The 23,633-nt window shown below is 56.4% G+C and carries 27 protein-coding genes; 13 read left to right on the top strand and 14 right to left on the bottom strand.

What is annotated here, in order from left to right; translation table 11 throughout:
- The first annotated feature begins 288 nt into the window (after nucleotides 1-288).
- Genes ROR01S_RS06065 through citG form a run of 8 tightly spaced genes read left to right on the top strand, consistent with a single transcriptional unit; the run spans nucleotide 289 to nucleotide 7,599 of the window.
- Nucleotides 289-1,650, top strand: a complete 1,362-nt coding sequence (locus ROR01S_RS06065) for a 2-hydroxycarboxylate transporter family protein (protein WP_064359204.1) — start codon at nucleotides 289-291, stop codon at nucleotides 1,648-1,650.
- Between the two features lie 17 nt (nucleotides 1,651-1,667).
- Nucleotides 1,668-2,531, top strand: a complete 864-nt coding sequence (locus ROR01S_RS06060) for a fumarylacetoacetate hydrolase family protein (RefSeq protein ID WP_064359203.1) — start codon at nucleotides 1,668-1,670, stop codon at nucleotides 2,529-2,531.
- A gap of 13 nt (nucleotides 2,532-2,544) precedes the next feature.
- Nucleotides 2,545-3,564 (top strand): [citrate (pro-3S)-lyase] ligase, encoded by a 1,020-nt coding sequence (citC, locus tag ROR01S_RS06055; RefSeq protein WP_032718242.1) that lies wholly within the window; start codon nucleotides 2,545-2,547, stop codon nucleotides 3,562-3,564.
- Between the two features lie 16 nt (nucleotides 3,565-3,580).
- Entirely contained in the window at nucleotides 3,581-3,871 is a 291-nt protein-coding gene (gene citD, locus ROR01S_RS06050) for a citrate lyase acyl carrier protein (protein WP_004867561.1), read from the top strand.
- A complete protein-coding gene (gene citE, locus ROR01S_RS06045) occupies nucleotides 3,871-4,746 on the top strand; it encodes a citrate (pro-3S)-lyase subunit beta (RefSeq protein ID WP_004867558.1) in 876 nt (291 codons plus the stop codon). The genes citD and citE overlap by 1 nt, the downstream gene beginning before the upstream one ends.
- A gap of 10 nt (nucleotides 4,747-4,756) precedes the next feature.
- Entirely contained in the window at nucleotides 4,757-6,274 is a 1,518-nt protein-coding gene (citF, locus tag ROR01S_RS06040) for a citrate lyase subunit alpha (protein WP_032718241.1), read from the top strand.
- A 4-nt stretch (nucleotides 6,275-6,278) separates the two neighbouring features.
- Nucleotides 6,279-6,818 carry a citrate lyase holo-[acyl-carrier protein] synthase gene (gene citX / locus ROR01S_RS06035; protein ID WP_004867550.1) on the top strand — a complete coding sequence of 180 codons (540 nt, stop codon included), beginning with the start codon at nucleotides 6,279-6,281 and terminating at the stop codon, nucleotides 6,816-6,818.
- The gene (gene citG / locus ROR01S_RS06030; protein ID WP_015585741.1) at nucleotides 6,796-7,599 is read left to right on the top strand and encodes a triphosphoribosyl-dephospho-CoA synthase CitG; all 804 of its coding nucleotides are present in this window, start codon (nucleotides 6,796-6,798) and stop codon (nucleotides 7,597-7,599) included. Before citX ends, citG begins: the two co-directional genes overlap by 23 nt.
- Before the next feature lie 39 nt (nucleotides 7,600-7,638).
- Here citG and ROR01S_RS06025 read toward each other — a convergent pair whose 3' ends face one another.
- From ROR01S_RS06025 to mutY, 4 genes are all read right to left on the bottom strand, one after another.
- The gene (locus ROR01S_RS06025) at nucleotides 7,639-8,898 is read right to left on the bottom strand and encodes a nucleoside permease (protein WP_004867542.1); all 1,260 of its coding nucleotides are present in this window, start codon (nucleotides 8,896-8,898) and stop codon (nucleotides 7,639-7,641) included.
- A 239-nt stretch (nucleotides 8,899-9,137) separates the two neighbouring features.
- The gene (gene mltC / locus ROR01S_RS06020; protein WP_015585742.1) at nucleotides 9,138-10,220 is read right to left on the bottom strand and encodes a membrane-bound lytic murein transglycosylase MltC; all 1,083 of its coding nucleotides are present in this window, start codon (nucleotides 10,218-10,220) and stop codon (nucleotides 9,138-9,140) included.
- A 50-nt stretch (nucleotides 10,221-10,270) separates the two neighbouring features.
- Entirely contained in the window at nucleotides 10,271-10,546 is a 276-nt protein-coding gene (locus ROR01S_RS06015) for an oxidative damage protection protein (RefSeq protein ID WP_004867532.1), read from the bottom strand.
- 27 nt (nucleotides 10,547-10,573) lie between these two features.
- Complete coding sequence (mutY, locus tag ROR01S_RS06010; protein WP_004867529.1) at nucleotides 10,574-11,632, bottom strand: A/G-specific adenine glycosylase; 1,059 nt, start codon at nucleotides 11,630-11,632, stop codon at nucleotides 10,574-10,576.
- Between the two features lie 136 nt (nucleotides 11,633-11,768).
- On the opposite strand from mutY, the gene trmB reads away from it, so the two are divergent.
- The 3 genes from trmB to ROR01S_RS05995 are packed head-to-tail and all read left to right on the top strand — an operon-like array spanning nucleotide 11,769 to nucleotide 13,584.
- On the top strand, nucleotides 11,769-12,488 hold the full coding sequence (gene trmB, locus ROR01S_RS06005) for a tRNA (guanosine(46)-N7)-methyltransferase TrmB (RefSeq protein WP_004867525.1): 720 nt from the start codon (nucleotides 11,769-11,771) through the stop codon (nucleotides 12,486-12,488).
- On the top strand, nucleotides 12,488-12,814 hold the full coding sequence (locus ROR01S_RS06000; RefSeq protein ID WP_004867521.1) for a YggL family protein: 327 nt from the start codon (nucleotides 12,488-12,490) through the stop codon (nucleotides 12,812-12,814). The genes trmB and ROR01S_RS06000 overlap by 1 nt, the downstream gene beginning before the upstream one ends.
- 50 nt (nucleotides 12,815-12,864) lie before the next feature.
- A complete protein-coding gene (locus ROR01S_RS05995) occupies nucleotides 12,865-13,584 on the top strand; it encodes a YggN family protein (RefSeq protein WP_015585744.1) in 720 nt (239 codons plus the stop codon).
- A 53-nt stretch (nucleotides 13,585-13,637) separates the two neighbouring features.
- On the opposite strand, the gene ROR01S_RS05990 is transcribed toward ROR01S_RS05995, so the two are convergent.
- The 8 genes from ROR01S_RS05990 to ROR01S_RS05955 all read right to left on the bottom strand — a co-directional run bounded on the left by ROR01S_RS05990 (nucleotide 13,638) and on the right by ROR01S_RS05955 (nucleotide 20,436).
- Nucleotides 13,638-14,885, bottom strand: a complete 1,248-nt coding sequence (locus ROR01S_RS05990; RefSeq protein WP_064359202.1) for a sugar ABC transporter permease — start codon at nucleotides 14,883-14,885, stop codon at nucleotides 13,638-13,640.
- Between the two features lie 4 nt (nucleotides 14,886-14,889).
- Nucleotides 14,890-15,702, bottom strand: a complete 813-nt coding sequence (locus tag ROR01S_RS05985) for an ATP-binding cassette domain-containing protein (RefSeq protein WP_004867514.1) — start codon at nucleotides 15,700-15,702, stop codon at nucleotides 14,890-14,892.
- A 61-nt stretch (nucleotides 15,703-15,763) separates the two neighbouring features.
- The gene (locus ROR01S_RS05980) at nucleotides 15,764-16,810 is read right to left on the bottom strand and encodes an ABC transporter substrate-binding protein (protein ID WP_064359201.1); all 1,047 of its coding nucleotides are present in this window, start codon (nucleotides 16,808-16,810) and stop codon (nucleotides 15,764-15,766) included.
- Nucleotides 16,811-17,122: 312 nt separating this feature from the next.
- Nucleotides 17,123-18,262: a radical SAM family heme chaperone HemW gene (gene hemW / locus ROR01S_RS05975; protein WP_015585745.1), complete on the bottom strand. Its 1,140-nt coding sequence runs from the start codon at nucleotides 18,260-18,262 to the stop codon at nucleotides 17,123-17,125.
- Nucleotides 18,255-18,848: an XTP/dITP diphosphatase gene (locus ROR01S_RS05970; protein ID WP_048023395.1), complete on the bottom strand. Its 594-nt coding sequence runs from the start codon at nucleotides 18,846-18,848 to the stop codon at nucleotides 18,255-18,257. The genes hemW and ROR01S_RS05970 overlap by 8 nt, the downstream gene beginning before the upstream one ends.
- Nucleotides 18,849-18,860: 12 nt before the next feature.
- Nucleotides 18,861-19,151 (bottom strand): DUF167 family protein YggU, encoded by a 291-nt coding sequence (yggU, locus tag ROR01S_RS05965; RefSeq protein WP_032690761.1) that lies wholly within the window; start codon nucleotides 19,149-19,151, stop codon nucleotides 18,861-18,863.
- On the bottom strand, nucleotides 19,148-19,714 hold the full coding sequence (locus ROR01S_RS05960; RefSeq protein WP_015585747.1) for a YggT family protein: 567 nt from the start codon (nucleotides 19,712-19,714) through the stop codon (nucleotides 19,148-19,150). The genes yggU and ROR01S_RS05960 overlap by 4 nt, the downstream gene beginning before the upstream one ends.
- A gap of 17 nt (nucleotides 19,715-19,731) precedes the next feature.
- Nucleotides 19,732-20,436 (bottom strand): YggS family pyridoxal phosphate-dependent enzyme, encoded by a 705-nt coding sequence (locus ROR01S_RS05955; RefSeq protein WP_015585748.1) that lies wholly within the window; start codon nucleotides 20,434-20,436, stop codon nucleotides 19,732-19,734.
- 16 nt (nucleotides 20,437-20,452) lie between these two features.
- Here ROR01S_RS05955 and ROR01S_RS05950 point away from each other — a divergent pair, with 16 nt between their 5' ends.
- Nucleotides 20,453-21,433 (top strand): type IV pilus twitching motility protein PilT, encoded by a 981-nt coding sequence (locus ROR01S_RS05950; RefSeq protein ID WP_048023397.1) that lies wholly within the window; start codon nucleotides 20,453-20,455, stop codon nucleotides 21,431-21,433.
- A 335-nt stretch (nucleotides 21,434-21,768) separates the two neighbouring features.
- Nucleotides 21,769-22,422: a LuxR C-terminal-related transcriptional regulator gene (locus ROR01S_RS05945; protein ID WP_015585750.1), complete on the top strand. Its 654-nt coding sequence runs from the start codon at nucleotides 21,769-21,771 to the stop codon at nucleotides 22,420-22,422.
- A 69-nt stretch (nucleotides 22,423-22,491) separates the two neighbouring features.
- Here ROR01S_RS05945 and ruvX read toward each other — a convergent pair whose 3' ends face one another.
- Complete coding sequence (ruvX, locus tag ROR01S_RS05940) at nucleotides 22,492-22,908, bottom strand: Holliday junction resolvase RuvX (protein ID WP_004867490.1); 417 nt, start codon at nucleotides 22,906-22,908, stop codon at nucleotides 22,492-22,494.
- Nucleotides 22,908-23,471, bottom strand: coding sequence for a YqgE/AlgH family protein (locus tag ROR01S_RS05935; RefSeq protein ID WP_015585751.1), 564 nt, complete (start codon nucleotides 23,469-23,471; stop codon nucleotides 22,908-22,910). Before ROR01S_RS05935 ends, ruvX begins: the two co-directional genes overlap by 1 nt.
- Nucleotides 23,472-23,633 lie beyond the last annotated feature (162 nt).

Here is a 23,633-nt window from a genome sequence, read left to right as displayed (position 1 = left end):
TCTGCTTTGCCGGAAACTTGTGATCCTTTGCACAAGCGCTCTGCATAAGGAAAATATTGCTGCCGCAGCAGATCTTAAATTTACGTTAATAAATGTTATTTGTTTGTTCGTTTTAGAAAATAAACCATAAAAACCACGCCAATAAATAAACTGTGAATCACATTAAATAAAAGAAACCATTAAAACCATAGCATCCATTAAAGTTTCGGTTTTAATATGCTGATCCTCACATTAAGTCTGCTTTTGGCACATTAAGCTGCCTGCACAAAATAACCAAGGGGCTTAATAATGAGCACAACTGACGATTCTTTCTCTGTTACCCAGGACCCAATTGATATTCACAAACCTTCGCTCAAAGAGCGCTGGTGGCATATTATGGATAGCTGGAAAGTGGGGATTATTCCTTTACCGCTGTTTGTTCTTGCCGGGCTGCTGATTGCCGTCGATTGTCTGGGGGGGAAGTTACCGAGCGATATCGTGGTGATGGTTGCCACGCTGGCGTTTTTTGGTTTTGCCTGCGGCGAATTCGGCAAGCGTCTGCCGATTGTCGGCAAGCTCGGCGCGGCGGCGATTTGCGCGACGTTCATCCCTTCGGCGCTGGTCTACTATGGTCTGCTGCCGGATGTGGTGGTGGAGTCCACCACCAAATTCTACAAATCCACCAATATTCTCTATCTCTACATCTGCTGCATTATTGTCGGCAGTATCATGAGCATGAACCGCACCGTGCTGATTCAGGGCTTCCTGCGCATCTTCTTCCCGATGCTGTGCGGTGAAATTGTCGGCATGATCGTCGGCATGAGCGTGGGCCTGGCGCTCGGTCTTGAACCGTTCCAGATCTTCTTCTTTATCATACTGCCGATCATGGCGGGCGGCGTGGGTGAAGGGGCGATCCCGCTGTCGATCGGCTATGCGACGTTGCTGCATATGGATCAGGGCGTGGCGCTGGGACGCGTCCTGCCGATGGTGATGCTGGGCGGCCTCACCGCCATTATCATCTCCGGCTGTCTGAACCAACTCGGCAAACGCTATCCGCACCTGACCGGTGAAGGCCAGCTGATGCCAAACCGCGCGAATACCGATGAAACGGCCCCCCAGCCGGCCTTCTCTGGAAAAGTCGACGTTACTACCATCGCTTCCGGCGCGCTGCTGGCGGTACTGCTGTATATGCTGGGGATGCTGGGCCACAAGCTGATTGGTCTGCCTGCACCGGTCGGCATGCTGTTCATGGCGGTGCTGGTGAAACTGTTTAACGGCGTCTCCCCGCGCATCCTTGAAGGTTCTCAGGTGGTCTACAAATTCTTCCAGACTTCTGTGACCTATCCCATCCTGTTTGCCGTTGGCGTCGCGATCACCCCGTGGCACGAACTGGTCGCTGCTTTCACCGTCAGCAACCTGCTGGTGATTATCAGCACCGTCTCTGCGCTGGTGGCGACCGGTTTCTTCGTCGGCAAAAAGATTGGCATGCATCCGATTGATGTCGCCATCGTCTCCTGCTGCCAGAGCGGACAGGGCGGCACCGGCGATGTGGCGATTCTGACCGCCGGCAATCGTATGAGCCTGATGCCATTCGCCCAGATTGCCACTCGTATCGGCGGCGCAATTAATGTCTCGGTCTCGCTGCTGATTCTCGGCAACTTCCTTGTTTAAGTTTTCAGGAAACAACAATGAAACTCGCAAGCTTTATCTATCAGGACATTCGCAGCTTCGGCATCGTCAAAGCCGAAGGGATGATTGATTTAGGTCGTCGTCTTGGCGATCGCTACGGCGACCTCAAGGCGCTGCTGCAGGGTAACGGCCTGGCTGAAGCCAACCGCTATCTCAACGATGTGGTCGATGTGCCGATGAGCGCCGTCACCTTCCTGCCGGTGATTGAGCAGCCGGAAAAGATCCTCTGCGTGGGCATGAACTATGCCGAAAAGCGCAAAGAGTTCGATCAGCACAATCCGGCGCCGACGCTGTTTGTCCGCTTTGCCGATTCTCAGACGGCGCACAACGCGCCGGTGTTGAAACCGCGCCATTCCCGCGAATTTGACTACGAAGGCGAACTGGCGGTGATTATCGGCAAAGGCGGCGAAAACATCCGTCGCGAGGAGGCGCTGCGCCACGTTGCTGGCTACAGCTGCTACATGGATGGATCCGCACGCGACTGGCAGCACAGCTGGTTTACCGCGGGGAAAAACTGGCGGCAGACCGGCGCATTCGGCCCGTGGATGGCGACCGCGGATGAGATCCCGGATCCGCATCAGCTGACGATCCGCACCTGGCTGAACGGCCGGATGGTTCAGGATGACAACACCAGCAGCATGATCCACAAGGTGGCGGAGCTGATCGAGTACATCAGCACCTTCACCCGCTTAAGCCCGGGCGATGTGATCATCACCGGATCGCCGGGTGGGGTGGGGAAAAAGCGGAACCCGCCGCTGTTTATGCAGGAGGGCGATCGCATTGAGGTTGAGATTGAGCATATTGGCCATCTCAGCAATGTGATCATGGAAGCGCCAGCCAGCACGCTGACGACGGCACATTGAGTAAGGCGTGATGATGGACTCGCAACCCGCTATCGACTTTCGCTTCACGGAAGTGGCCCAACACCCGGAACGTCTGAGCCGGATTCGTTACCTGCTGACGGACAGCGGTCTGGGGATGGACAACGATATCACGCTGTTCGTTGAGGCCTGGTCCGGAGAGCAGCTGGTGGGCTGCGCGGGGCTGGCCGCCAACGTTATCAAATGCGTGGCGGTCGATGAGCAGCTGCGCGGTGTGAATCTCAGCGCGCGGCTGCTGGCGGAAGTGGAAAACGTCGCCCTCGCGCGCGGCCATTTTCATCTCTTCCTCTGCACCCGGCCCTGTAACGAGGAGCGCTTTTCCCGCAGCGGCTTCTGGCCTGTCGCCCGCAGTGGCAATAACGCGGTATTGATGGAGAACACGCCGCAGGGCATTACGCGCTACTGCCGTTCGCTGCGCGGTGAGCGCCGGCCCGGCAAGGATATCGGGGCGATTGTCATGAATGCGAATCCGTTCACGCTTGGCCACCGCCATCTGGTGGAACACGCGGCGGCACGCTGCGACTGGCTGCATCTGTTTGTGGTACGTGAAGACGCCTCATTCTTTCCGTTCGCCGCGCGTCTGGAGATGGTACGGGCCGGAGTGGCGCATCTGGCGAATGTCTCCGTGCACGAGGGCTCGCAGTACATCATTTCGCGCGCCACTTTTCCGGCCTACTTCCTGAAAGAGAGCGGAAAAGTGCAGCAGGCGTGGAGTGAAATCGACGTGCTGATCTTTCGCGACTACATCGCGCCGTCTCTCGGCATTACCCATCGTTTTATCGGCTCCGAGCCGTTTTGCGATATCACCCGTCAGTACAACCAGACGCTGCACGAACTGCTGGCGGGTCGTATCAACGTTGAGGAGATGACCCGTATTAAGGTTGGGGGAAGCGCCATTTCGGCCTCGGAAGTCCGTCGTTTACTTAAGACAGAACAGTATTCTCGTATTCGGGACATTGTCCCGGAATCCACTTTCGCGCATCTCGAAGCGCACTACAGCGCGGAAGTCGCTTAATTATCAGGAAACGATCATGAAAATTGTAAGGGAGGCGCTGGCCGGTACGCAGGAGTCCAGCGACCTGATGGTGAAAATCGCCCCCGCCGACGGCGAGCTGGAGATTGTCATCCACAGTGAAGTGATAAAGCAGTTTGGCGAGCAGATTCGTCAGGTGGTTGAGGAAACGCTGCACGCGATGGCGGTGCGGCAGGGGTTGATTATCATCGAAGACAAAGGCGCGCTGGATTGCGTCATTCGCGCGCGCCTGCAAAGCGCGGTGCTGCGCGCTGCCGATGAACCGCATATCGACTGGAGGACGCTGTGATGAACAGGCTCCGTCGTAGCATGTTATTCCTGCCGGGCGCTAACGCAGCGATGCTCTCTACCGCCTTTATCTACCGTCCCGATTCGATCATGTTCGATCTTGAGGACGCGGTGGCGCTGCGCGAGAAAGACAGCGCGCGCCTGCTGGTCTGGCATGCGCTCCAGCACCCGATGTATCAGGATATCGAAACCGTGGTGCGCATTAACCCGCTGAGCACGCCGTTTGGCTTGCTGGATCTGGAAGCCGCCGTGCGAGCTGGCGTGGACGTGATCCGATTGCCGAAAACCGATACTCCGGAAGATATCGACGAACTGGAAAGCCACCTGGTGCGCATCGAGCGCGACTGCGGGCGTGAAGTGGGGTCCACCCGCATCATGGCGGCGATTGAGTCGGCCGTTGGCGTCATTAACGCCGTGGCTATTGCTCGCCGTTCCCCGCGGCTGATTGGGATTGCGCTGGCGGCCTTTGATTATGTGATGGATATGCAGACCGAGCGCAGCGACGGTACCGAACTGTTCTACGCCCGCTGTGCGGTACTGCATGCCGCGCGGGCAGCCGGCATCGATGCCTTCGACGTGGTGTGGTCAGACGTGAACGACGAAGCCGGATTCCTGCGCGAAGTCGAGTTGATTCGCAAAATGGGCTTTAACGGCAAATCGTTGATTAACCCGCGTCAGATTGACCTGCTGCACAATGCGTATGCGCCAACCCGGCAGGAGGTTGAACACGCGCAGTTAGTGATTGAGGCCGCGCAGGAGGGGGAACGCAATGGCCTGGGCGTGGTCTCGCTCAACGGCAAAATGGTCGACGCCCCGATTATTAACCACGCACAGAGAGTGCTGGAACGCGCGGCCGCCTCCGGCGTCCGCCGTTAAGGATAAAACAATGAACCAGACAGAACTTCTCCATGCGACCTTCCCCCATCTGCGGGATTTAAAACCGTTTGATTCTGCCCTCAGCGCGACGCCCTGGCTGGCCGACGTAGAGGAAAAGCATCGCCGTAAGCTGTGTGAATCCCTCGAGGAGGCGGTGGTGCGCAGCGGCCTGCAGGACGGAATGACTATCTCCTTTCACCATGCCTTCCGTGAAGGCGATCGGGTGATTAACAGCGTGGTGGCGAAGCTGGCGCAAATGGGTTTTAAAGGCCTGACGTTGGCTTCCAGCTCCTTGATGACCTGCAACGATGCTCTTATCGAACATATCCAGAGCGGGGTGATTCGTCGCATTTATACCTCAGGGATGCGCGGGAAACTGGCGGAGGCTATCTCCCACGGAGTGATGGATGAGCCGGTGCAGATCCATTCCCACGGCGGGCGAGTGAAATTATTACAGGATGGCGAGCTGAACATTGACGTCGCGTTTCTCGGTGTGCCGTGCAGCGATGAGTTCGGCAATGCCAACGGCACCCACGGGCGCTCCTGCTGCGGTTCGCTCGGCTATGCGATGGTCGATGCGCACTTTGCCCGACGGGTGGTGCTGCTGACTGAAGAACTGGTGCCTTTCCCCAATATGCCCGCGAGCCTGATGCAGGATCAGGTGGATTACATCGTGCAGGTGGATAGCGTGGGCGACCCGGCGAAGATCAGCGTCGGCGCGGCGCGCGTCACCAGTAACCCGCGTGAACTGATGATCGCCCGCTATGCGGCAGATGTGATTGAGCACTCCGGGTACTTCAGGGACGGTTTTTCGATGCAGACCGGCTCCGGTGCGGCGGCCACCGCCTGCACCCGCTTTATGGAAGAGAAGATGGAGCGTAGCGGCGTGAAAGCCCGTTTTGCGCTGGGGGGGATTACCGGCAGTCTGGTGGATCTGCATGAGAAAGGACTGATTGAAAAGCTGCTCGATACGCAGTGCTTCGACGGTCAGGCGGCCGCTTCGCTGGCGCGCAACCCTCATCATGTGGAGATCTCCACCAACGTCTATGCCAACCCGGGCAGCAAGGCGGCGAGCTGTGACCAGCTCGACGTGGCTATTCTCAGCGCGCTGGAAATCGACGTCGATTTCAACGTTAACGTGATTACCGGTTCCGACGGCGTCATGCGCGGGGCGTCCGGCGGTCACTGTGATGTGGCGGCAGCGGCAAACCTGACTATTGTCGTCGCCCCGCTGCTGCGTAGCCGCATTCCCACGGTAGTGAAGCGGGTGACGACGCGACTGACGCCGGGAGAAAGCATCGATGTCCTGGTCACTGACCACGGCATTGCGGTGAATCCGGCACGACCGGAGATCCGCGCGCGCCTGATTGCCGCCGGGATGAACATCGTCGATATCGACGCGCTGTACGCGCGGGCTATCTCGCTCTGCGGGGTCCCCAGACCCATTGAATTCACGGACAAAATCGTCGGCGTCATTCGCTACCGCGACGGGCGGGTGATTGATACCGTGCGCCAGGTTAAGGAGTAGCAACATGACCACTGCGACACCCGTGGAGGCGGGTGTCAGCCTGGAGGCGTGGCTGGCGGCGAAAGAGTGCCGCGCGGCGCGCCAGGCTGACTGGCTAAGACGTTATCAACAGCCGATTATTTCGCTGACCCTGGTGACGCCGGGAACGGTAAAAAATAGTCTCCGCTACCGCAATACGATGGGCGTGGCGCTCCAGATGTGCGACCAGCTGCTGTGGGAGAACCGCTGGCCGGTGCGGGATCGCCAGGTGCTGTGGCTCCCGACGGGGCCTGAGGCGATGTGGTCCGTGGCGCATAATGCGCCGGAGATCAAGGCCCACTGCGTGGCGCTGGAGCAGAGTCATCCGCTCGGTAGGCTGTGGGATCTGGATGTGATCTGCCCGCAGGATGGCCACGTTGGCCGTCTGTCGCTGGGGCTGCACATGCGCCGCTGCCTGGTGTGCGATGAGCCGGCGCATGTCTGCTCTCGCTCGCGCAAGCATCCGGTCGGACAGGTGGTGGGAGGCGTGGAGAAGATTATCAATGACTGGTTTGCCCGCGACTAAATTTTGCGCCATTGAGGTCCCTCGTCTGGCGGAAGAGGCCCTGTGGCAGGAGCTGGAGCTGACCCCCAAGCCGGGGCTGGTGGACCGACTCAACAACGGGGCTCATCACGATATGGACCACGCTCTGTTTGTCCGCAGTATTACTGCGATTACGCCGTGGCTCTCCCGCTTTACCGAGCTGGGGAGTGACTACGCAGACCAACCGGCAGGCGAGCAGCTGCGCCTGCTACGCCCGATGGGCATTGCCTGCGAGCAGGCAATGTATGCCGCAACCGGCGGCGTGAATACTCATAAAGGGGGGATATTTTCTCTCGGGCTGCTCTGTTTTGCCGCCGGAAGAGTGCGGGAGGTGACCGCGTCAAGCCTCTGTAGCGAAGTGAGGATTCTGTGCCGGGGGCTGGTGGCGCGTGAGCTGGCTGGCCGCAGTGCGGCAGTAACCGCAGGCGAACGTCAGTTTCAGCAGCTGGGTTTAACCGGCGCACGCGGTGAGGCGGAAAGTGGTTTTGCGACGGTACGTCGCGTCTTGCCCCTGTGGAACGGCCGCCAGCTGCATGATTTGCTCCTGCGCCTGATGGCGGTGAATCCGGACAGTAATCTGGTGTCGCGCGGCGGTATTCACGGGCTGCGATATGTGCAGAGCTATGCGCAAACGCTGCTGGCGAACGGCTGGGATCGTCGGCGCTTACTGGAGATGGACAGAGCGCTGATAAGGCGTCATTTAAGCCCGGGTGGGAGTGCGGATTTACTGTCGGTGGCGTGGGTTTTAGCGAAGTGCGGCTGATGTCCCTCCCCCCGAAGAGCAGGGGGAGGAGGCAATCGGTTAATGCGCGGCGGTAGTCTGCGCGCCGGCCGGTACACGCACGTGTTTGTATTTAAACAGCGCGATGAAGGCGATGGCCAGAACCAGCGAGTAGGCGGCAAAGATCAGCCAGACAGGCTGCCAGTCGGTGATGCCGTTGGTGGTATACATCTCCACCACTTTCCCGCTCACCACGCCGCCGAGGATACAGCCGAAGCCGTTGGTCATCATCAGGAACATCCCCTGGGCGCTGGCGCGGATTTCAGGTCTCACCTCTTTCTCAACAAACACCGAGCCGGAGATGTTGAAGAAGTCGAAGGCGCAGCCGTAAACAATCATCGACAGAACCAGCAGCACGGTGCCGAACGGGGTCGGATCGCCATAGGCGAAGAGACCGAAGCGCAGCATCCAGGCGAAGATACTGATAATCATCACGTTCTTGATGCCATAGCGGCTCAGGAAGAACGGAATGGTCAGAATGAACAGGGTTTCGGAGATCTGGGAAATCGACATCATCACCGACGCGTGCTCAACGATAAAGCTCCCGGAGAACAGCGGGTTATTATCGAAGCTGTGCAGGAAGGTATTCCCGAACATGTTGGTGATTTGCAGCTCTGCGCCTAACAGCATGGAGAAAATAAAGAAAATCGCCATCCGCTTGTTTTTAAACAGGGCAAAGGCGTCGAGGCCAAGCATGCTGCTCCAGCTCTGGTTTTTCTGCTGATTGGAGACCGGAACGTGCGGCAGCGTCAGGGTGAACAGCGCGAGGACAACGGAAAGCACCGCACCGATGTAGAGCTGCATGTGGCTCAGTTCGAAGCCCGCGAAGCTGACGCCCCACATTGCCATGATAAAGCCGATGGTGCCCCAGATACGAATCGGTGGGAAATCCGTCACAATATCCAGACCGGCGGATTTCAGTCGGTAGTAGGAAATCGTGTTGATTAAGCCCAACGTTGGCATATAGGCCAGCGAGTTAAGCAGAATCACAAAGAACATCTCCCCAGGCGTGGTGACCTGGGCCGCCATAAACAGCGTACCCGCCCCCACCAGATGGCACAGCGCGTAAACCCACTTCGCGCTGATCCACTTATCCGCCACGATACCCAGCAGCGTTGGCATCAGAACCGCCGCAATGCCGAGCGAGCTGTAAACGGCGCCGATAGACGCACCGTCGAACTTGAGCGTCACAAACATATAGGAGCCAAGTGTAGTCAGCCAACTACCCCACAGGCAGAACTGCAGAAACGACAATATTTTAAGCTGCAGCTTAAGGTTCATGTTATTTTCCTCACGAGTAAGCGGGGGATGTGTTGTGATAATTACATTCAGGGTTTCAATTTGATGAAATTCTATCAGTTAACGCCGCGATGTTTTGTTACCTTCCGCAAAAAAATGCAATCCCCATTAATTTGCAGATTAGATTGTGATGCAAATAACATTTTCCTATGGGAAAGGCGAGGTGAAGCGGGAAAAACCGCCCCTCTCACGTCAGGGAAGGGGCGGGTGAGGAGATAACCTTATTTCCGGCGGTAGGACTTCTGCGCCGTATTCACCTTATAAAGATAGCGGCGCGATTCCGCCGACGGGTGACGGTTGGTGAGGGTGGAATAGACATCCCCCGGCGTCATGCTGTTGATAATATTGGCCGCCTGGACCTTATCGCTGGAGAAGACGCGCAATACGCTGCCGGCACCGCCGTTATATGCGGTGATCACGGCATAGCGGCGCGAGGTCGGGTTATCGATACCTGACAGGTACACATTATTCAGCATCGCCAGATAGGCGGTGCCGGTATCAATGTTATTCGCCGGATCGAACAGATAGCTGCGGCTTGGCAGTCCCGATTTCCCCTGCGCCCGGAAGACATCTTTCCCGGCGCTGTGCTGCACAACCTGCATCAGACCCAGCGCATCAGCATGGCTCACGGCGTACGGGTTGAAAGAGGATTCGGTCTGCATAATCGCCAGAATCAGCGACTCATCGACGCCATACTTCCGCGCCGACTGGCGAACGTACCCGATGTACTTATGCGCACGTTTGTCGAGGTGGTTCGGCACCAGATTAATGGTGATGCTGTAGATCATCCGCAGGCCGTTGCTGCGGCTTTTCAGCCGCGTTTGCAGCAGATAATCGGCATAGCGCGAGGCTCGCCACTCCCAGCGAATCGGATCGCCGTGGTTATCCACTACCTGGCCGTACAGGAACGGCTCTTTCGAGATCTGGATATCATCGGCATCGGAATAGAGGTCGATTGACCCCGGATCGTCGCCCATCAGTAGCGTCTTAATGATGGTCTGACGTAAACGGCCGGTCGGATCGGTACCGGCGATGGTCTCGACGGTGATGGTGCCCTCATCAAAGTTGATGTGGCTACGGGTCTGATACTGATCGGTGTACTTAACGTAGTCTTTCGGCCCGGCGAGCAGAACTTCGTTATAACCCCAAATATTTTCGATGTTATGGGCGAACTGACCCATCAGAATATCGAAGCCGTTGGTGTCCTTAACCCAGGCTTCGTTATACCCATCGCCCTTTTTATTTGAGCTGGAACACGAAACGAGCAAAGGCGCAATGAGCGCTAGCGCTAAATATTTTTTCATCATTCCGGGAGTGTGCGTTGTGTTTGTTGTGCTTAAGAGTCAGAGGACTCTTACTTTTTTTCAGGCGGCGTGTAGCCTTCAATGTGCACATCTTTCCCTTCAAACAGGAACTGGATCATCTCCTGTTCCAGCAGCTTGCGATGCTCCACGTTCATCATGTTGAGCTTTTGCTCGTTGATTAACATGGTTTGCTTATGCTGCCACTGGGCCCACGCCTCTTTCGAAATCTCGTTATAGATGCGTTTGCCTAACTCACCCGGATACAGCTGGAAATCCTGGCCATCCGCTTCACGCTGCAGGAAAGTACAAAAAATCGTTCTGCTCATTAGTCATCCTCTTTATTCGCCAGAAAGCTATGCAAGAGCCCCGGCCTTCAACTGTTGCAACAAGCGCTCCACGGGAGCCGCCAGTCCAACCGACGGCGGCTGCGCTAAGTTATACCAGAGTGTGCTGCCTTCATCCATGCATGCGCCAGATGAATCTATGCTAAGCCACATCGGCACAATATCCAGATGGAAATGGCTGAAAGTGTGGCGGAACGCGGTCAGCTGCGTCAGATTATCATCCTTTATCCCACGCTCAGCCAGCCATTCGCGGAGCGCGGCCTCCTCTTCAAACTGCGGAAAACAGAATAATCCGCCCCATAAGCCGACCGGCGGACGCTGGGAAAGTAACACCTCGTTGCCATGCTGCATCAGCAGGAAATAGCCCGTCCGTTCCGGAATGGTCTGCTTCGGTTTTTTGCCAGGATATTGTGCCCATGAATGGTTTGCGTAAGCGATGCAGCCGTTACTTAACGGACAGATCTCGCATTTGGGTTTTGTACGGGTGCAGACTATCGCCCCGAGATCCATCATCGCCTGGTTAAAGCGCTCGACCCCTTTTGCCGGGGTGACCTCTTCGCTGATCTGCCATAATCGTTTCTCAACCTCTTTTTTCCCCGGCCAGCCGTTGACCGCATAGCAGCGGGCCAGCACGCGCTTCACGTTGCCATCGAGAATGGGGTAATGCTTGCCAAGGGAGAGGGATAAAATCGCGCCGGCCGTGGAGCGTCCGACGCCGGGTAGCGCCGCCACTTCGTCAAAGGTTTGCGGGAATTCGCCGCCGTGCAGGCTCGCCACCTGCTGCGCCGCCTTATGTAAATTACGCGCGCGGGCGTAATAGCCCAGGCCGGTCCACAGATGCAGCACTTCATCCAGCGGCGCCTCGGCCAGATCGATAACCGTCGGGAAGCGCGCCATAAAGCGTTCAAAATAGGGAATAACCGTGGCGACCTGCGTTTGTTGCAACATCACCTCGGAGAGCCATACTTTGTAAGGCGTTTTACCCATTTGCCATGGCAGGGTTTTACGCCCGTATTTGTCGTACCAGTCCAGCACCTGGGCTGAAAATTGCGCGGCGAGAAAAGTCAAAGCTACAGCTCCGGAATCGCGATATCAGGGTGGCAGATTGCAGCATAAGGGCGACAGGCTGTAAACCCTTGCATCCGTCGGGTAACTTTGGATAATGCCCGTTTTCCGCACACTCTCACAAGCAGACCTAACTTTTATGAAAAACGACGTCATATCTCCGGAATTCGATGAAAACGGCCGCCCGCTGCGCCGTATTCGTAGCTTCGTCCGCCGCCAGGGCCGCCTGACCAAAGGGCAGCAGCATGCGCTGGATAACATTTGGCCGGTGATGGGCGTTGAGTTCAACGATGCGCCGCTCGATTTTGCCGCGCTGTTTGGCCGCAACGCGCCGACGACGCTGGAGATCGGATTCGGCATGGGCGCTTCGCTGGTGGCGATGGCGAAAGCGAAGCCTGAGCAGAATTTCCTCGGTATCGAAGTTCACTCACCGGGCGTCGGTGCCTGCCTGGCCTCCGCCGAAGAAGAGGGTGTACACAACCTGCGCGTGATGTGTCACGATGCGGTCGAGGTGCTCCACACCATGATTCCGGATAATTCCCTCAATATGGTGCAGCTGTTTTTCCCTGACCCGTGGCATAAAGCGCGTCATAATAAACGCCGTATCGTACAGGCGCCTTTTGCTGAGCTGGTGAAAAGCAAGCTTAAACTGGGCGGCGTCTTCCACATGGCGACCGACTGGGAGCCGTATGCCGAGCATATGCTGGAAGTGATGTCATCGCTGGAAGGGTATCGTAACCTGTCAGAAAGCAACGATTATGTACCGCGCCCGGAATCGCGTCCGGTAACCAAATTTGAACAGCGTGGCCATCGTCTTGGCCACGGCGTATGGGACTTAATGTTCGAGAGGGTGAAATAATGGCAAAGAATCGTAGCCGTCGTCTGCGTAAAAAAATGCATATCGACGAGTTTCAGGAAATCGGTTTTTCCGTCGCATGGCGTTTTCCGGAAGGGAGCACCGAAGAGCATATCGATCGCACCGTGAATGACCTGATTGAGGAAGTGATCGAGCCGAACAAACTGGCGTTTGACGGCAGCGGTTACCTCTCCTGGGAAGGGCTGATCTGTCTGCAGGAAATCGGGAAATGTACCGAAGAGCATCAGGCTATCGTGCGTAAGTGGCTGGAAGAACGCGGGCTTGCCGATGTGCGCACCAGCGAACTTTTTGACGTCTGGTGGGACTAAGTTTGACAAGGGTCGGCAATTGCCGACCCGTTTTGTCTTAAGGGAGTTTTATGATGCGCAAAACGCTGCTGGCGGTGGCGCTGTCCGTTACCGCTCTGTCCGCGCACGCGGACTACCAATGTAGCGTCACGCCGCGTGACGACGTGATCCTCAGCCCGCATCAGGTGCAGGTAACAGGGGAGAACGGCGATCTGGTGATTAAACCGGACGGCAATCTGACCTATAACGGAAAACAGTATTCTCTGACTGCGGCCCAGCGTGAGCAGGCCCAGGATTATCAGGCCGGCTTGCGCAGCAGCCTGCCATGGATTGATGACGGCGCGCGTACGCGAGTCGAAAAAGGGCGTCAGGCGCTGGATAAAATCATTACCGAGCAGGTTGGCGCCAGCAGCAGTATGCATGGTCGTCTGACCAAACTTGACGCGCAGCTGAAAACCCAGATGAACCGCATTATTGAACGTCGCAGCGACGGCCTGACTTTCCATTACAAAGCGATCGATCAGGTGCGCGCCGACGGCCAGCAGCTGGTTAATCAGGCGATGGGCGGCATTCTGCAGGACAGTATCAACGAGATGGGCGCGAAGGCGGTCCTGAAAGGCGGTGGCAATCCGCTGCAGGGGATCCTCGGCAGCCTCGGCGGCCTGCAAACCGCGATTCAGGAAGAGTGGAAAAACCAGGAAGCGGATTTCCAGAAATTTGGTAAAGACGTTTGTAGCCGGGTCGTCTCCCTTGAAGACAGCCGCAAAGCGCTGGTGAGTTCCCTGAAATAACGCTCTCTGCGGTGTGCCGCGGCCTTCACCGGGGCACACCGCGTTCAACCTTCTCAGGCGCGTCCGTGCGAAACGCGGGAACGGCGGGCCAGCGAGTCAATAATCACCGCAATCGCCAGCACGCAGCCGGTAATGATGTAGCGTAGCGATGACGGCAAATTCAACAGCGTCAAACCATTCGAAATCGACTGAATCACGATGATCCCCAGCAGAGCGGACCAGGCGCTTCCGCGCCCGCCGAACAGACTGGTACCGCCGATGACCGCCGCCGCAATGGCGTTCAGGTTCACGTCACCGGTCCCGGCCTGCTGGCTCGCCGAGGCCAGCCGGGAAGCGGCCAGAATGCCGCCAAAGGTGGCGAGCGTGCTGCAGAGTACAAAAGCGCTGACGTAAATAGTCCGCACGTTGATCCCTGAACGACGTGCGGCTTCGCGGTTGCCGCCGACGGCAAACATAGATCGCCCCCATTGAGTCCGCTTGAGCGCATAGTTGAGCATCATCACGAAGGCGACGAACAGGCCGAAAATCCACGGTACGCCGCGCCCGAGATTAAGATAGAACACGGCGGCTTCAAAGATGACCGTAAGCAGAATCGCGCGCAACAACAGTGAGCTGACGGCTTCTGCCGACAGGTTCGCTGCCAGGCGGCGCGTACGCGTTTTGAGGCCAAATATCAGAATCGCCAGCCCGGGCAGCAGCGCCATAAGATGAGAGAACCAGCCCGGCATCACTAGCAGCTGGCCAAAGCGCACCAGCGGAGAGGCGTAGGGCAGGTTAATGCTGCCGCTGGGCCCGAGGATATACAGCTGCAGCCCGAGCAGGGCCAGCAGGCCGGCGAGCGTCGCGACGAAGCTTGGCATGCCGACGCGGTTATACAGCAGAGCGTAAAGCAGCCCGACGGCGATACCGCACAGCAGCGCAACGGCAATCGCTGCGGCAACCGGCCAGCCGGCATTAACCCACAGCACGCCAACAATCGCCGAAGAGAGTCCGCTCATTGAGCCCACCGAAAGATCGATTTCGCCGAGCATCAGTACGCAGACGATCCCCAGTGAGATAAACCCAACGGTAGCACAGTCAAAAAGCAGGTTAACCAGGTTATTGGGTGCGATATAGACCGGGTTGAGCCAGGTGAAAACCAGGGAGATCACGATCAGCCCGGCGATGACCGGCGCGGTCCCCAGATCGCCGGTTTTGATACGATTGAACTGCGCACGTACCACGCCGAACAGGCCGTCGTTGTGCTGGACGCGCTCATCGCTGCGATCCAGAGCGGGGCGGGATGCTGTCTTGCTGTTCATAAAATTAAATCACTCCGGAAGCGCTAGACTGTGATTTTCGTTCGACGCGACGTGAAACGGCGTTCTCTGTTGCGCCGGTAATGGCCGCCACCAGATCCTGATTTGAGGCGTCGGGGGTAAAGATGCCTTTATTGCGCCCGAGCCGCAGCACCACGATGCGATCGGCCACCGCACGGACGTCTTCCATGTTGTGGCTGATGATAATGACGCCGAGGCCGCGCTCGCGAACGCGCTCAATCAAATTGAGCACTTCCGCCGTCTGGGCCACGCCGAGAGCGGCGGTGGGCTCATCAAGCATGATGATTTTGGGGTTCATCAGCAGCGAACGCGCGATCGCCACCGTCTGGCGCTGGCCGCCGGAAAGCGAGGCAATCGGCTCGCGCACCGACGGGATTCTGGCCGCCAGCTCCTGCAATAGCGTCCAGGCCCGCACCTCCATCGCCACTTCGTCCAGCTGCAGCGGCGAAATTTCGTGGCCTAAAAACAGGTTCGCGACGACGTCGAGATTTTCGCACAGCGCTAAATCCTGAAAGACCGTGGCGATACCGTACTCCAGCGCCTTGCCCGGACTGTCGAGAGTGATGGCTTTACCGTCAAACTCAATAGTGCCGGTCGTGGGCTGGTGTACGCCGGCGAGAATTTTCACCAGCGTGGATTTTCCCGCGCCGTTATCGCCCACCAGGGCGACCACTTCGCCGGCATGAACCTCCAGCTCGATATCCGTCAGGGCGGAGACCGCGCCGAAGTGTTTGGAGACATGACTCAGTTTTAAAATTGGTTGCCTGGTGTTGGCGACGATGTCTTGTTGTTGCGACATAAAAAAGACCTCAATGATGGCGAAACTACGCCCGTCGGCGACGACGGACGCAGGGGCAGCATTACTTCTCAATACCTAATTTCTGGCAGGCTGCGGTGTAATCACCGGTACACACCTGAGCGTAGGTCTGGATCTTTTTATCGAAAATTTTCGCTTTGATATTTTTGGCGGTGATGACTGCCGGGGTAAACAGCTGAGAAGGCGTGTTGTACAGCGTGGTGCTCGCCTGCGGTTTCTTACCCTGAATGAGTTCTACGGCCACTTTCGCCGCGGCCGCGGCAACGATTTCTGACGGTTTGGAGATGGTGTTGTACTGGTCGCCAGCGATGATGAGCTGCAGCGCGGCAATCGTCGCGTCGTTCCCGGTGACCGGCGGAACCGGCTGTACGCCGGCGGCTTTAAAAGCGGCAATGGCGCCGCCGCCGGTGCCGTCATTGGCCGCGACGACGCCTTTAATTTTGTCCCCGAAGCGGGTGATCTGCCCGGCGGCCCACTCCTGCGCTTTTGGCGGCGCCCATTCCGGAGTATCAAACTCCGCGAGGGTGGTGTAACCCGACGCTTTCAGCCCACGATGAATACCATCGCGGATAAGCCCTGCGGCGGCATCGGTCGGCGAGCCATTAATCTGCAGGACGCCGGCCCCTTTTGGTACGCCGCTCTCTTGCAGATGATTAACCAGCGATTGTGAAATCGCATAGCCGATACCTTCGTTATCAAACGAGACGTAAAAATCGGCAGGCTTGTCGGGGATCGGGCGATCGTAAGCGATCACTTTAACATCCTGAGCCTGGGCATTTTCGACCAGGGCGGCGGCCGCGGAGGAGTCAACCGGATCGAGAACGATAATCTTCGCTCCCTGGGCAATGACCGAATTGAACTGCTGCTGTTGCAGCGTCGCGCTGGCGTTAGCGTTTTGATAAATGACCTTACACTCTGCGCACAGTTTGCTCATTTCCGCTTTGAAACCGGGGAAATCATGCTGCTCATAACGCGTGGAGGCCTGGTCGGGCATGAGAAATGCCACGGTGGCGGATTCGGCCGCTTGTGCCGACGCGGAAATACCGCCGGATATTGTTGCGAGTGCGATAAAAATATTACGGTAATTCATTATATTACCCTCTTTTTTATGTGCTTGAGCCCGCCAGCCTGAGCCGACGTCATAAAGACTTTTTTAATAAGAGTTACCAATAATTCACATGTAGGATACTTCGGTTTTACATTTGCTCAACCGATGAAGCAGGATTACCACCGCACTAAAACGGAGTCAAGAAATGGAAAAAAGTCGATGCGGATTTGTGATTGGCTGCAAAGAATTGCATAAAAAGTGATCGGGTAATTTGACCGGCTCGGGAACAAAAAACGGACGGAGAAGTGAGGGAGAAAAGAACAACAACGGGCGGTCAAGGACCGCCCGGGGGGATTACTCTTCGCTGAGAAACAGCTCCAGCAGCGAGTTTAAAAACAGCTTACCGTGCTCGGTTATCTGCCAGCAGTGCTCATCTTCAGCCAGGTAGCCCTGGGCGATGGCGGCATCAATTTGCGGCCGGATCACGCGTTCTTCCAGACCGGTATAGCGGCAGAATTCACTGCGCGGTGCCGCCTCCAGCAGACGGAAGCGGTTCATAAAGAACTCGAAGGGTTTGTCGGCGGCTGCCACGTCATGCTGGCGTTCGAGGTAGCGGCCTTCCATGTAGCCCCGCGGATGGCGCGTTTTTGCCGTACGCAGAATGCGCCCGTCCGGGAAGGTGATTTTCCCGTGCGCGCCGCAGCCGATGCCAAGGTAGTCGCCAAAGCGCCAGTAGTTCAGGTTGTGCTGACACTGATAACCCGGTTTGGCATAGGCCGAGGTCTCATACTGCTGATAACCTGCCGCCGTGAGCAGACGATGTCCCTGCTCAAAGATATCCCACAGGGCGTCGTCATCCGGCAGTACCGGCGGACGGGAGCCAAACAGGGTATTTGGCTCAATGGTCAGTTGATACCAGGAGAGATGCGGCGGATTAAGGTCGATGGCCTGACGCAGATCGTCCAGCGCCTCTTCCAGCGACTGATCCGGCAGGCCGTGCATCAGGTCAAGATTGAAGCTGCGTAGCCCGAGACCGCTGGCCAGGTGCGCCGCCCGTTTCGCCTCTGCGGGGCCGTGAATACGGCCCAGGCGCTGCAGTTTAGGTTCGCTAAAGCTTTGCACGCCGATGGAGATGCGGTTCACGCCTGCACGCTGGTACTCCACGAAGCGATCGGCTTCCACGGTGCCTGGGTTGGCTTCCATGGTGATCTCCGCACCCGCGGCCAGCGGCAGGCAGTCGCGCACGCCGTCGAGCAGAGTTTGCATGGCCGGCCCGGAGAGCAGGCTCGGCGTCCCCCCGCCAATGAAAATCGTGCCGATTTCACGTCCCTGGGCATAGGCTGCATCAGCCCGCAGGTCGGTCAGCAGATGCTGCACATAATCATCGTGCGGCACCTCGCCCTTTAGCGCATGCGAGTTGAAGTCGCAGTACGGACATTTCTGCACACACCATGGGATATGAATATACAGGCTCAGAGGCGGCAAATTAGCCATTACGTAACGCTTCCAGTAACAGTTTCAACGCGCGCCCGCGATGGGAAATCGCGCTTTTTTCTTCACGGCTGAGTTCCGCCGCGGTCTTGCCCTCGGTCGGAACAAAGAAGATCGGGTCATAGCCGAAGCCACCGCTGCCCGCCGCCTGCCGGGTAATGACCCCAGGCCAGCTGCCGTGACAAACAACCGGCGTCGGGTCGGCCGCATGTCGCAGATAGACCAGCACGCAGTGGAATTGTGCCTGACGCTGGTCGTCCGGGACGTCCTTCAGGGCAGCGAGCAGTTTTTCCAGGTTCTGCTGGTCGGTAGCGTCTTCTCCGGAGTAACGCGCTGAATAGATTCCCGGCGCGCCGCCCAGCGCGTCTACCGCAATACCGGAATCGTCGGCAATCGCCGGTAAGCCGGTTATCTGTGCGGCATGGCGGGCTTTCAGAATCGCATTTTCGATAAAGGTCAGTCCGGTTTCCTCGGCGGAATCCACGCCCAGCTCGGTTTGAGCAACGATATCCAGTCCAAAATCTTCCAGCAGCGAGGCCAGCTCGCGAACCTTCCCGGCGTTACCGGTGGCGAGAACAACTTTTTGCATCATTAATCCTGTCTATTTTGTCAGTGCCGCGACCGCAGTCGGGATCTGTTGCGGGTTGATGATTTTTATCTGTTTGTGGCGACCAAGCTCCCCTTTTTCAAGCAGAACCTGGCTTTTCGCGACACGAAACTGTTTGGCGAGGAATTTAACCAGATGGGCGTTAGCCTGGCCATCTACGGGGGGAGCGGTAATGGCGACTTTCAGTTCGTCGCCATGTAAACCAACGATGCTATCACGGCTGGCCTTGGGCTGAATATACAGCCGCAACACCAGCCCGTCAGCGCAGGCTTCGACGGCACTCATAGCGCCATCCACAGCCCCGGAAGCAGAACGTTACCCGTCGCCTGCAGCAGTTCGGCGATGCCCATATTGACCACGTACAGCAGCAGCACCAGCACCATCGGCGAAAAGTCGATACCGCCCATTGACGGCAGCATTTTGCGGATAGGGCGCAGCAGCGGGTCGGCCAGCTGCATCAGAACGAACTCCACCGGACTACGGCCCTGGCTTACCCAGCTCATGATCGCCATCAGTAGCAGTACCCAGAATATCAGCAGGCCGACGGTCTTAATCAGAATCAGCAGCGCGGAGATCCAGATAATTGGCTGGAAGGTGACCACCATAAACAGCACGATGGCTTTCACAACGCAGAGAATAAAGGCGATCAGCAGCGAGGAGCTGTCGATGGGGCCCATGGCCGGGATAATGCGTCGCAGCGGCCCGACGACAGGCTGGGTGACCTTAACGACAAACTGCGAAAACGGGTTGTAAAAATCGCAGCGTGCCCACTGCATCCAGACGCGTAGCAACATGATCATGGTGTAGAGTTCAATGACCGTTGCCAGCAGGAAAGTCAACGTCTTCATGGCGTTCCTCAGATTCCTTAATTTTTGCTGTAGTCGCGCGCACCGAAAATTGCGGTACCGATGCGCACCATCGTGCTTCCCGCCGCGATTGCGGCTTCCATATCATCCGACATGCCCAAAGACAACGTATCGACCGTAGGGTATTGCGTTTTCAATCGCGCAAATGCTACCGCCATTTGTTGGGCCACGGCAAACTGCCTTACATATTCTGACTCAGGTGCCGGAATTGCCATTAACCCGCGTAGACGCAGGTTGGGCAGGGCGGCAATCTCCGCTGCCAGTCCATCCAGCGCATCAAGCAGAATGCCCGACTTGCTCTGTTCGTCACTAATGTTTATTTGAATCAAGACATTAAGCGGCGGAAGGTGCGAAGGGCGCTGCTCGCTAAGCCGCGTGGCGATTTTCAGACGATCGACGGTGTGGCACCAGTCAAAGTGTTCCGCCACCAGACGACTTTTGTTGGACTGCAGCGGCCCGATAAAGTGCCACTGCAGCGAAGAGGCGCCTGCTTCCTGGAAGTAGCGGATTTTTTCCACCCCTTCCTGGACGTAGTTTTCGCCAAAGGCCACCTGGCCTGCGGCTATCGCTTCTTCAATGGCACTCGCAGGTTTAGTTTTACTCACTGCAAGCAATGTAATTTCTTCTGGAGCGCGGCCGCAGCGTGCGGCAGCGTCTGAGATTTTGTCCCGGACCTGTGCCAGGTTATGCGCAATATCGTTCATATTCCGAGGATGTGTTATGGAGCTGGAAGAAATCGTGGCCCTTAGTGTAAAGCATAATGTCTCCGATCTACACCTGTGCAATACCTCGGCAGCGCGCTGGCGTCGGCAGGGAAAGCTTGAGCCGGCGCCATTTCACACGCCGGATATTGTGAAATGGCTTGACAGGTGGCTCGATGAGAAACAGCGCGCGCACTGGCGGGCCAACGGACAGGTGGATTTTGCTTTAGCCCCCGTCGGCGTCCCGCGCCTTCGCGCCAGCGCATTTTCTCACGCCCGGGGTATTTCATTAGCGCTACGTCTGTTGCCGGAAAGCTGCCCCCGGATTGAGGCGCTGCGTGTACCGGCGGCGCTGACGGAACTGCTGAATGAAGAAAGCGGTTTGATTCTGGTGACCGGCGCCACCGGCAGCGGTAAGTCGACCACCCTCGCGGCGATGGTCAACCATCTCAACCAGCAGCGTGAAGGGCATATTCTGACGCTGGAAGATCCGGTGGAGTTTGTCCATCACAGCGAGCGATGCCTGATTCAACAACGTGAAATCGGACGTGACTGCCCCTCTTTTTCCTCGGCGCTGAAGGGGGCGCTGCGCCAGGATCCCGATGTGATTCTGTTGGGTGAGCTGCGCGACAACGAAACGATCCGCCTGGCGCTGACCGCCGCGGAGACCGGACATCTGGTGATGGCCACGCTGCATACCCGAGGTGCGGCACAGGCGATTGAGCGTCTGGTGGATGTCTTCCCCGCGCAGGAAAAAGAACAAATACGCAGCCAGCTAGCGGGAAGTTTATGTGCGGTGCTGGCACAAAAATTATTGCCGACAGCGTCAGAGGGAAGAGTTGCGCTATATGAGCTTTTGGTGAATACCCCAGCGGTAGCGAATTTGATCCGCGAGGGGAAAACTCATCAATTGCCGGGGATTATGCAAACCGGTCAACAAGCCGGAATGCTGACTTTTACGCAAAGTTTTCAACAACGTGTGGCAGCGGGCCTGTTATAAGCGCTGTTTTAATATTCAGTTGTCATGCCAGTGTGTTGTTATCGTAATGTTTTATTAATGTTTGTGGTTATTATGGCTGAATATAATTCAGTCATAAATGACTACGTCAAATTAACGACCTCAGTGAAATAGCGAATGGCATTTTACTCGCAGAACAAAGAAAAAAATAAGATTATCTTTTGACACTTTTCGCATGTTCGACTTATGCTGTTCATGGAAATAGGATGTTTCCTGTGAAATAGTGTTTTAAAATGTAAATTTATTAATTTTTTGTAATTTTAGGTTTAATTCATTTAACCACCATGATGGTGGGTGTTTGCTAAGGAGAGTTTTAAGTGATTAATTTTTCAGATAATTTATCTTTTTCTCGTCAGGTTGTTTTTATTACTCACCCGTCAATTCAGAGTAAGGCGTTTGCCACTTACCTGACCGATACATTGTCGGTTATGGTGACACTTCATAATATTAACAAACCGCTAACTCAGCATCTGCCGAAAGAATCGGTAATATTATTCGATATCGCCGTATCGAATAAAAAGCTCAACGGGGTATGGCGAGATGTTATTCAATCTTATGCGGAAAATCCGCGGCTGCTGATTATCAACAGCGCCCAAAAATATGAGCTTTATGAAATGGCGCAGTGGCCTGCGCTGTATGGCGTTTTCCGCCATGACGATGATGAATCGCGCTTAATTGAGGGTGTTAAGGCCGTACTTAATGGCGAACAGACGGCTGAATTGAGCGTGATGCACCCGGCGATGTATGCCGCGGACCATACATCGATCCCGGCGGAGAGTTCGCCGCTCACCGAGCGTGAATGTGAAATTCTCAATGAATTACGCTGCGGCGCAACCAACATGGATATTGCTCGCGCGCTGTTTATCAGTGAAAACACGGTACGTACACATCTGTACAATGTTTTCCGTAAGCTGAGCGTAAAAAACCGCACCCAGGCAGTCAGCTGGGCGAATGAACATTTACGCCACTAGGCATTAAGACAGGCGAAAGAACAATGGCGCCACTTTGCAGAAGAGGGCGCCATCATTATGGCTTCGGGATCAGAAGCCCTGCTCGAAGTAGCTTTCCAGAATAATCACCGCGGAGGCAGAATCAATGCTGCCTTTGTTCAGGGCGCGGAATCCACCGTGCTCAAATAGCCCGGCACGAGCTTCTACCGTGCTCAAACGCTCGTCGTGCAGAGTGATTTTCACCCCAAAGCGGCCGTGAATTTTATTGGCGAAGTTACGTGCGCGCGCGGTGAGCGGTTGCTCAGTTCCGTCCATATTCAGCGGCAGGCCGACGATGACCGCCTCTGGTTGCCACTCTTTAAGCAGTTTTTCGATAACGTTCCAGTCCGGTTTACCATCCTGTGCCTTCAGCGCAGGAAGCGGGCGTGCGGTACCGGTGATGCGTTGACCGACCGCAACGCCGATACTTTTGGTTCCGAAATCAAAACCCAGCAGCGTTCCGCTCATTATGCATGCCCCGCTATGCCGGGCATCGTCACAATGTCGATACCGATCAGTTTCGCCGCCTCGCGCCAACGATCGGCAATAGGCGTTTTAAACAAAATATTCTGATCCGCCGGGGCCGTCAGCCAGGCGTTATCAAGGATTTCCTGCTCCAGCTGACCCTTTTCCCAGGAGGAATAGCCCAGCGCGACCAGGACGTTAGCCGGCTGCTTGTCCGTGCCGAGCGTTTCGAGTACGTCGCGGGAAGTGGTGATCACCGTGTTATCGGAGATGCGAATGCTGGAGGAAAAATCAGAAGGCGGTGAGTGCAGAATAAAACCGCGATCTTCCGCCAGCGGCCCGCCGAGCATCACCGGCTTATCCAGACGAATCTCCGGATTGCGCGGTTCAGCGACAATGTTTAACTTTTCCAGAATTCCGTCAATCTGCAAGTTTTCCAGCGGCTTATTGATGATAATGCCCATGGCGCCATCGTCGTTGTATTCGCAGATATAGACCACGGAGCGGCGGAATATCGGATCCTGAAGAGCAGGCATGGCAATCAGAAAGTGATGCTGTAAATTCATTGTCAGAGGTTCTGTTCCTGGTTCAAAAAGCAGCACCCAGTATGCGGGTAAAGCAAGGACCTGTCGATTCAACTTTATCTTTCAGGCGACAGGGGCGTTGATTTCCTCGCTCAACCCGGTCACATAGTGGACTATGCTCCCGGGTACTCGCTGCGTCATCGC

Origin of the sequence: Klebsiella ornithinolytica NBRC 105727 = ATCC 31898, from assembly GCF_001598295.1 — a bacterium.
Classification (GTDB): Bacteria; Pseudomonadota; Gammaproteobacteria; order Enterobacterales; family Enterobacteriaceae; genus Klebsiella; species Klebsiella ornithinolytica.
This window is presented reverse-complemented; position numbering and strand designations above follow the sequence as displayed.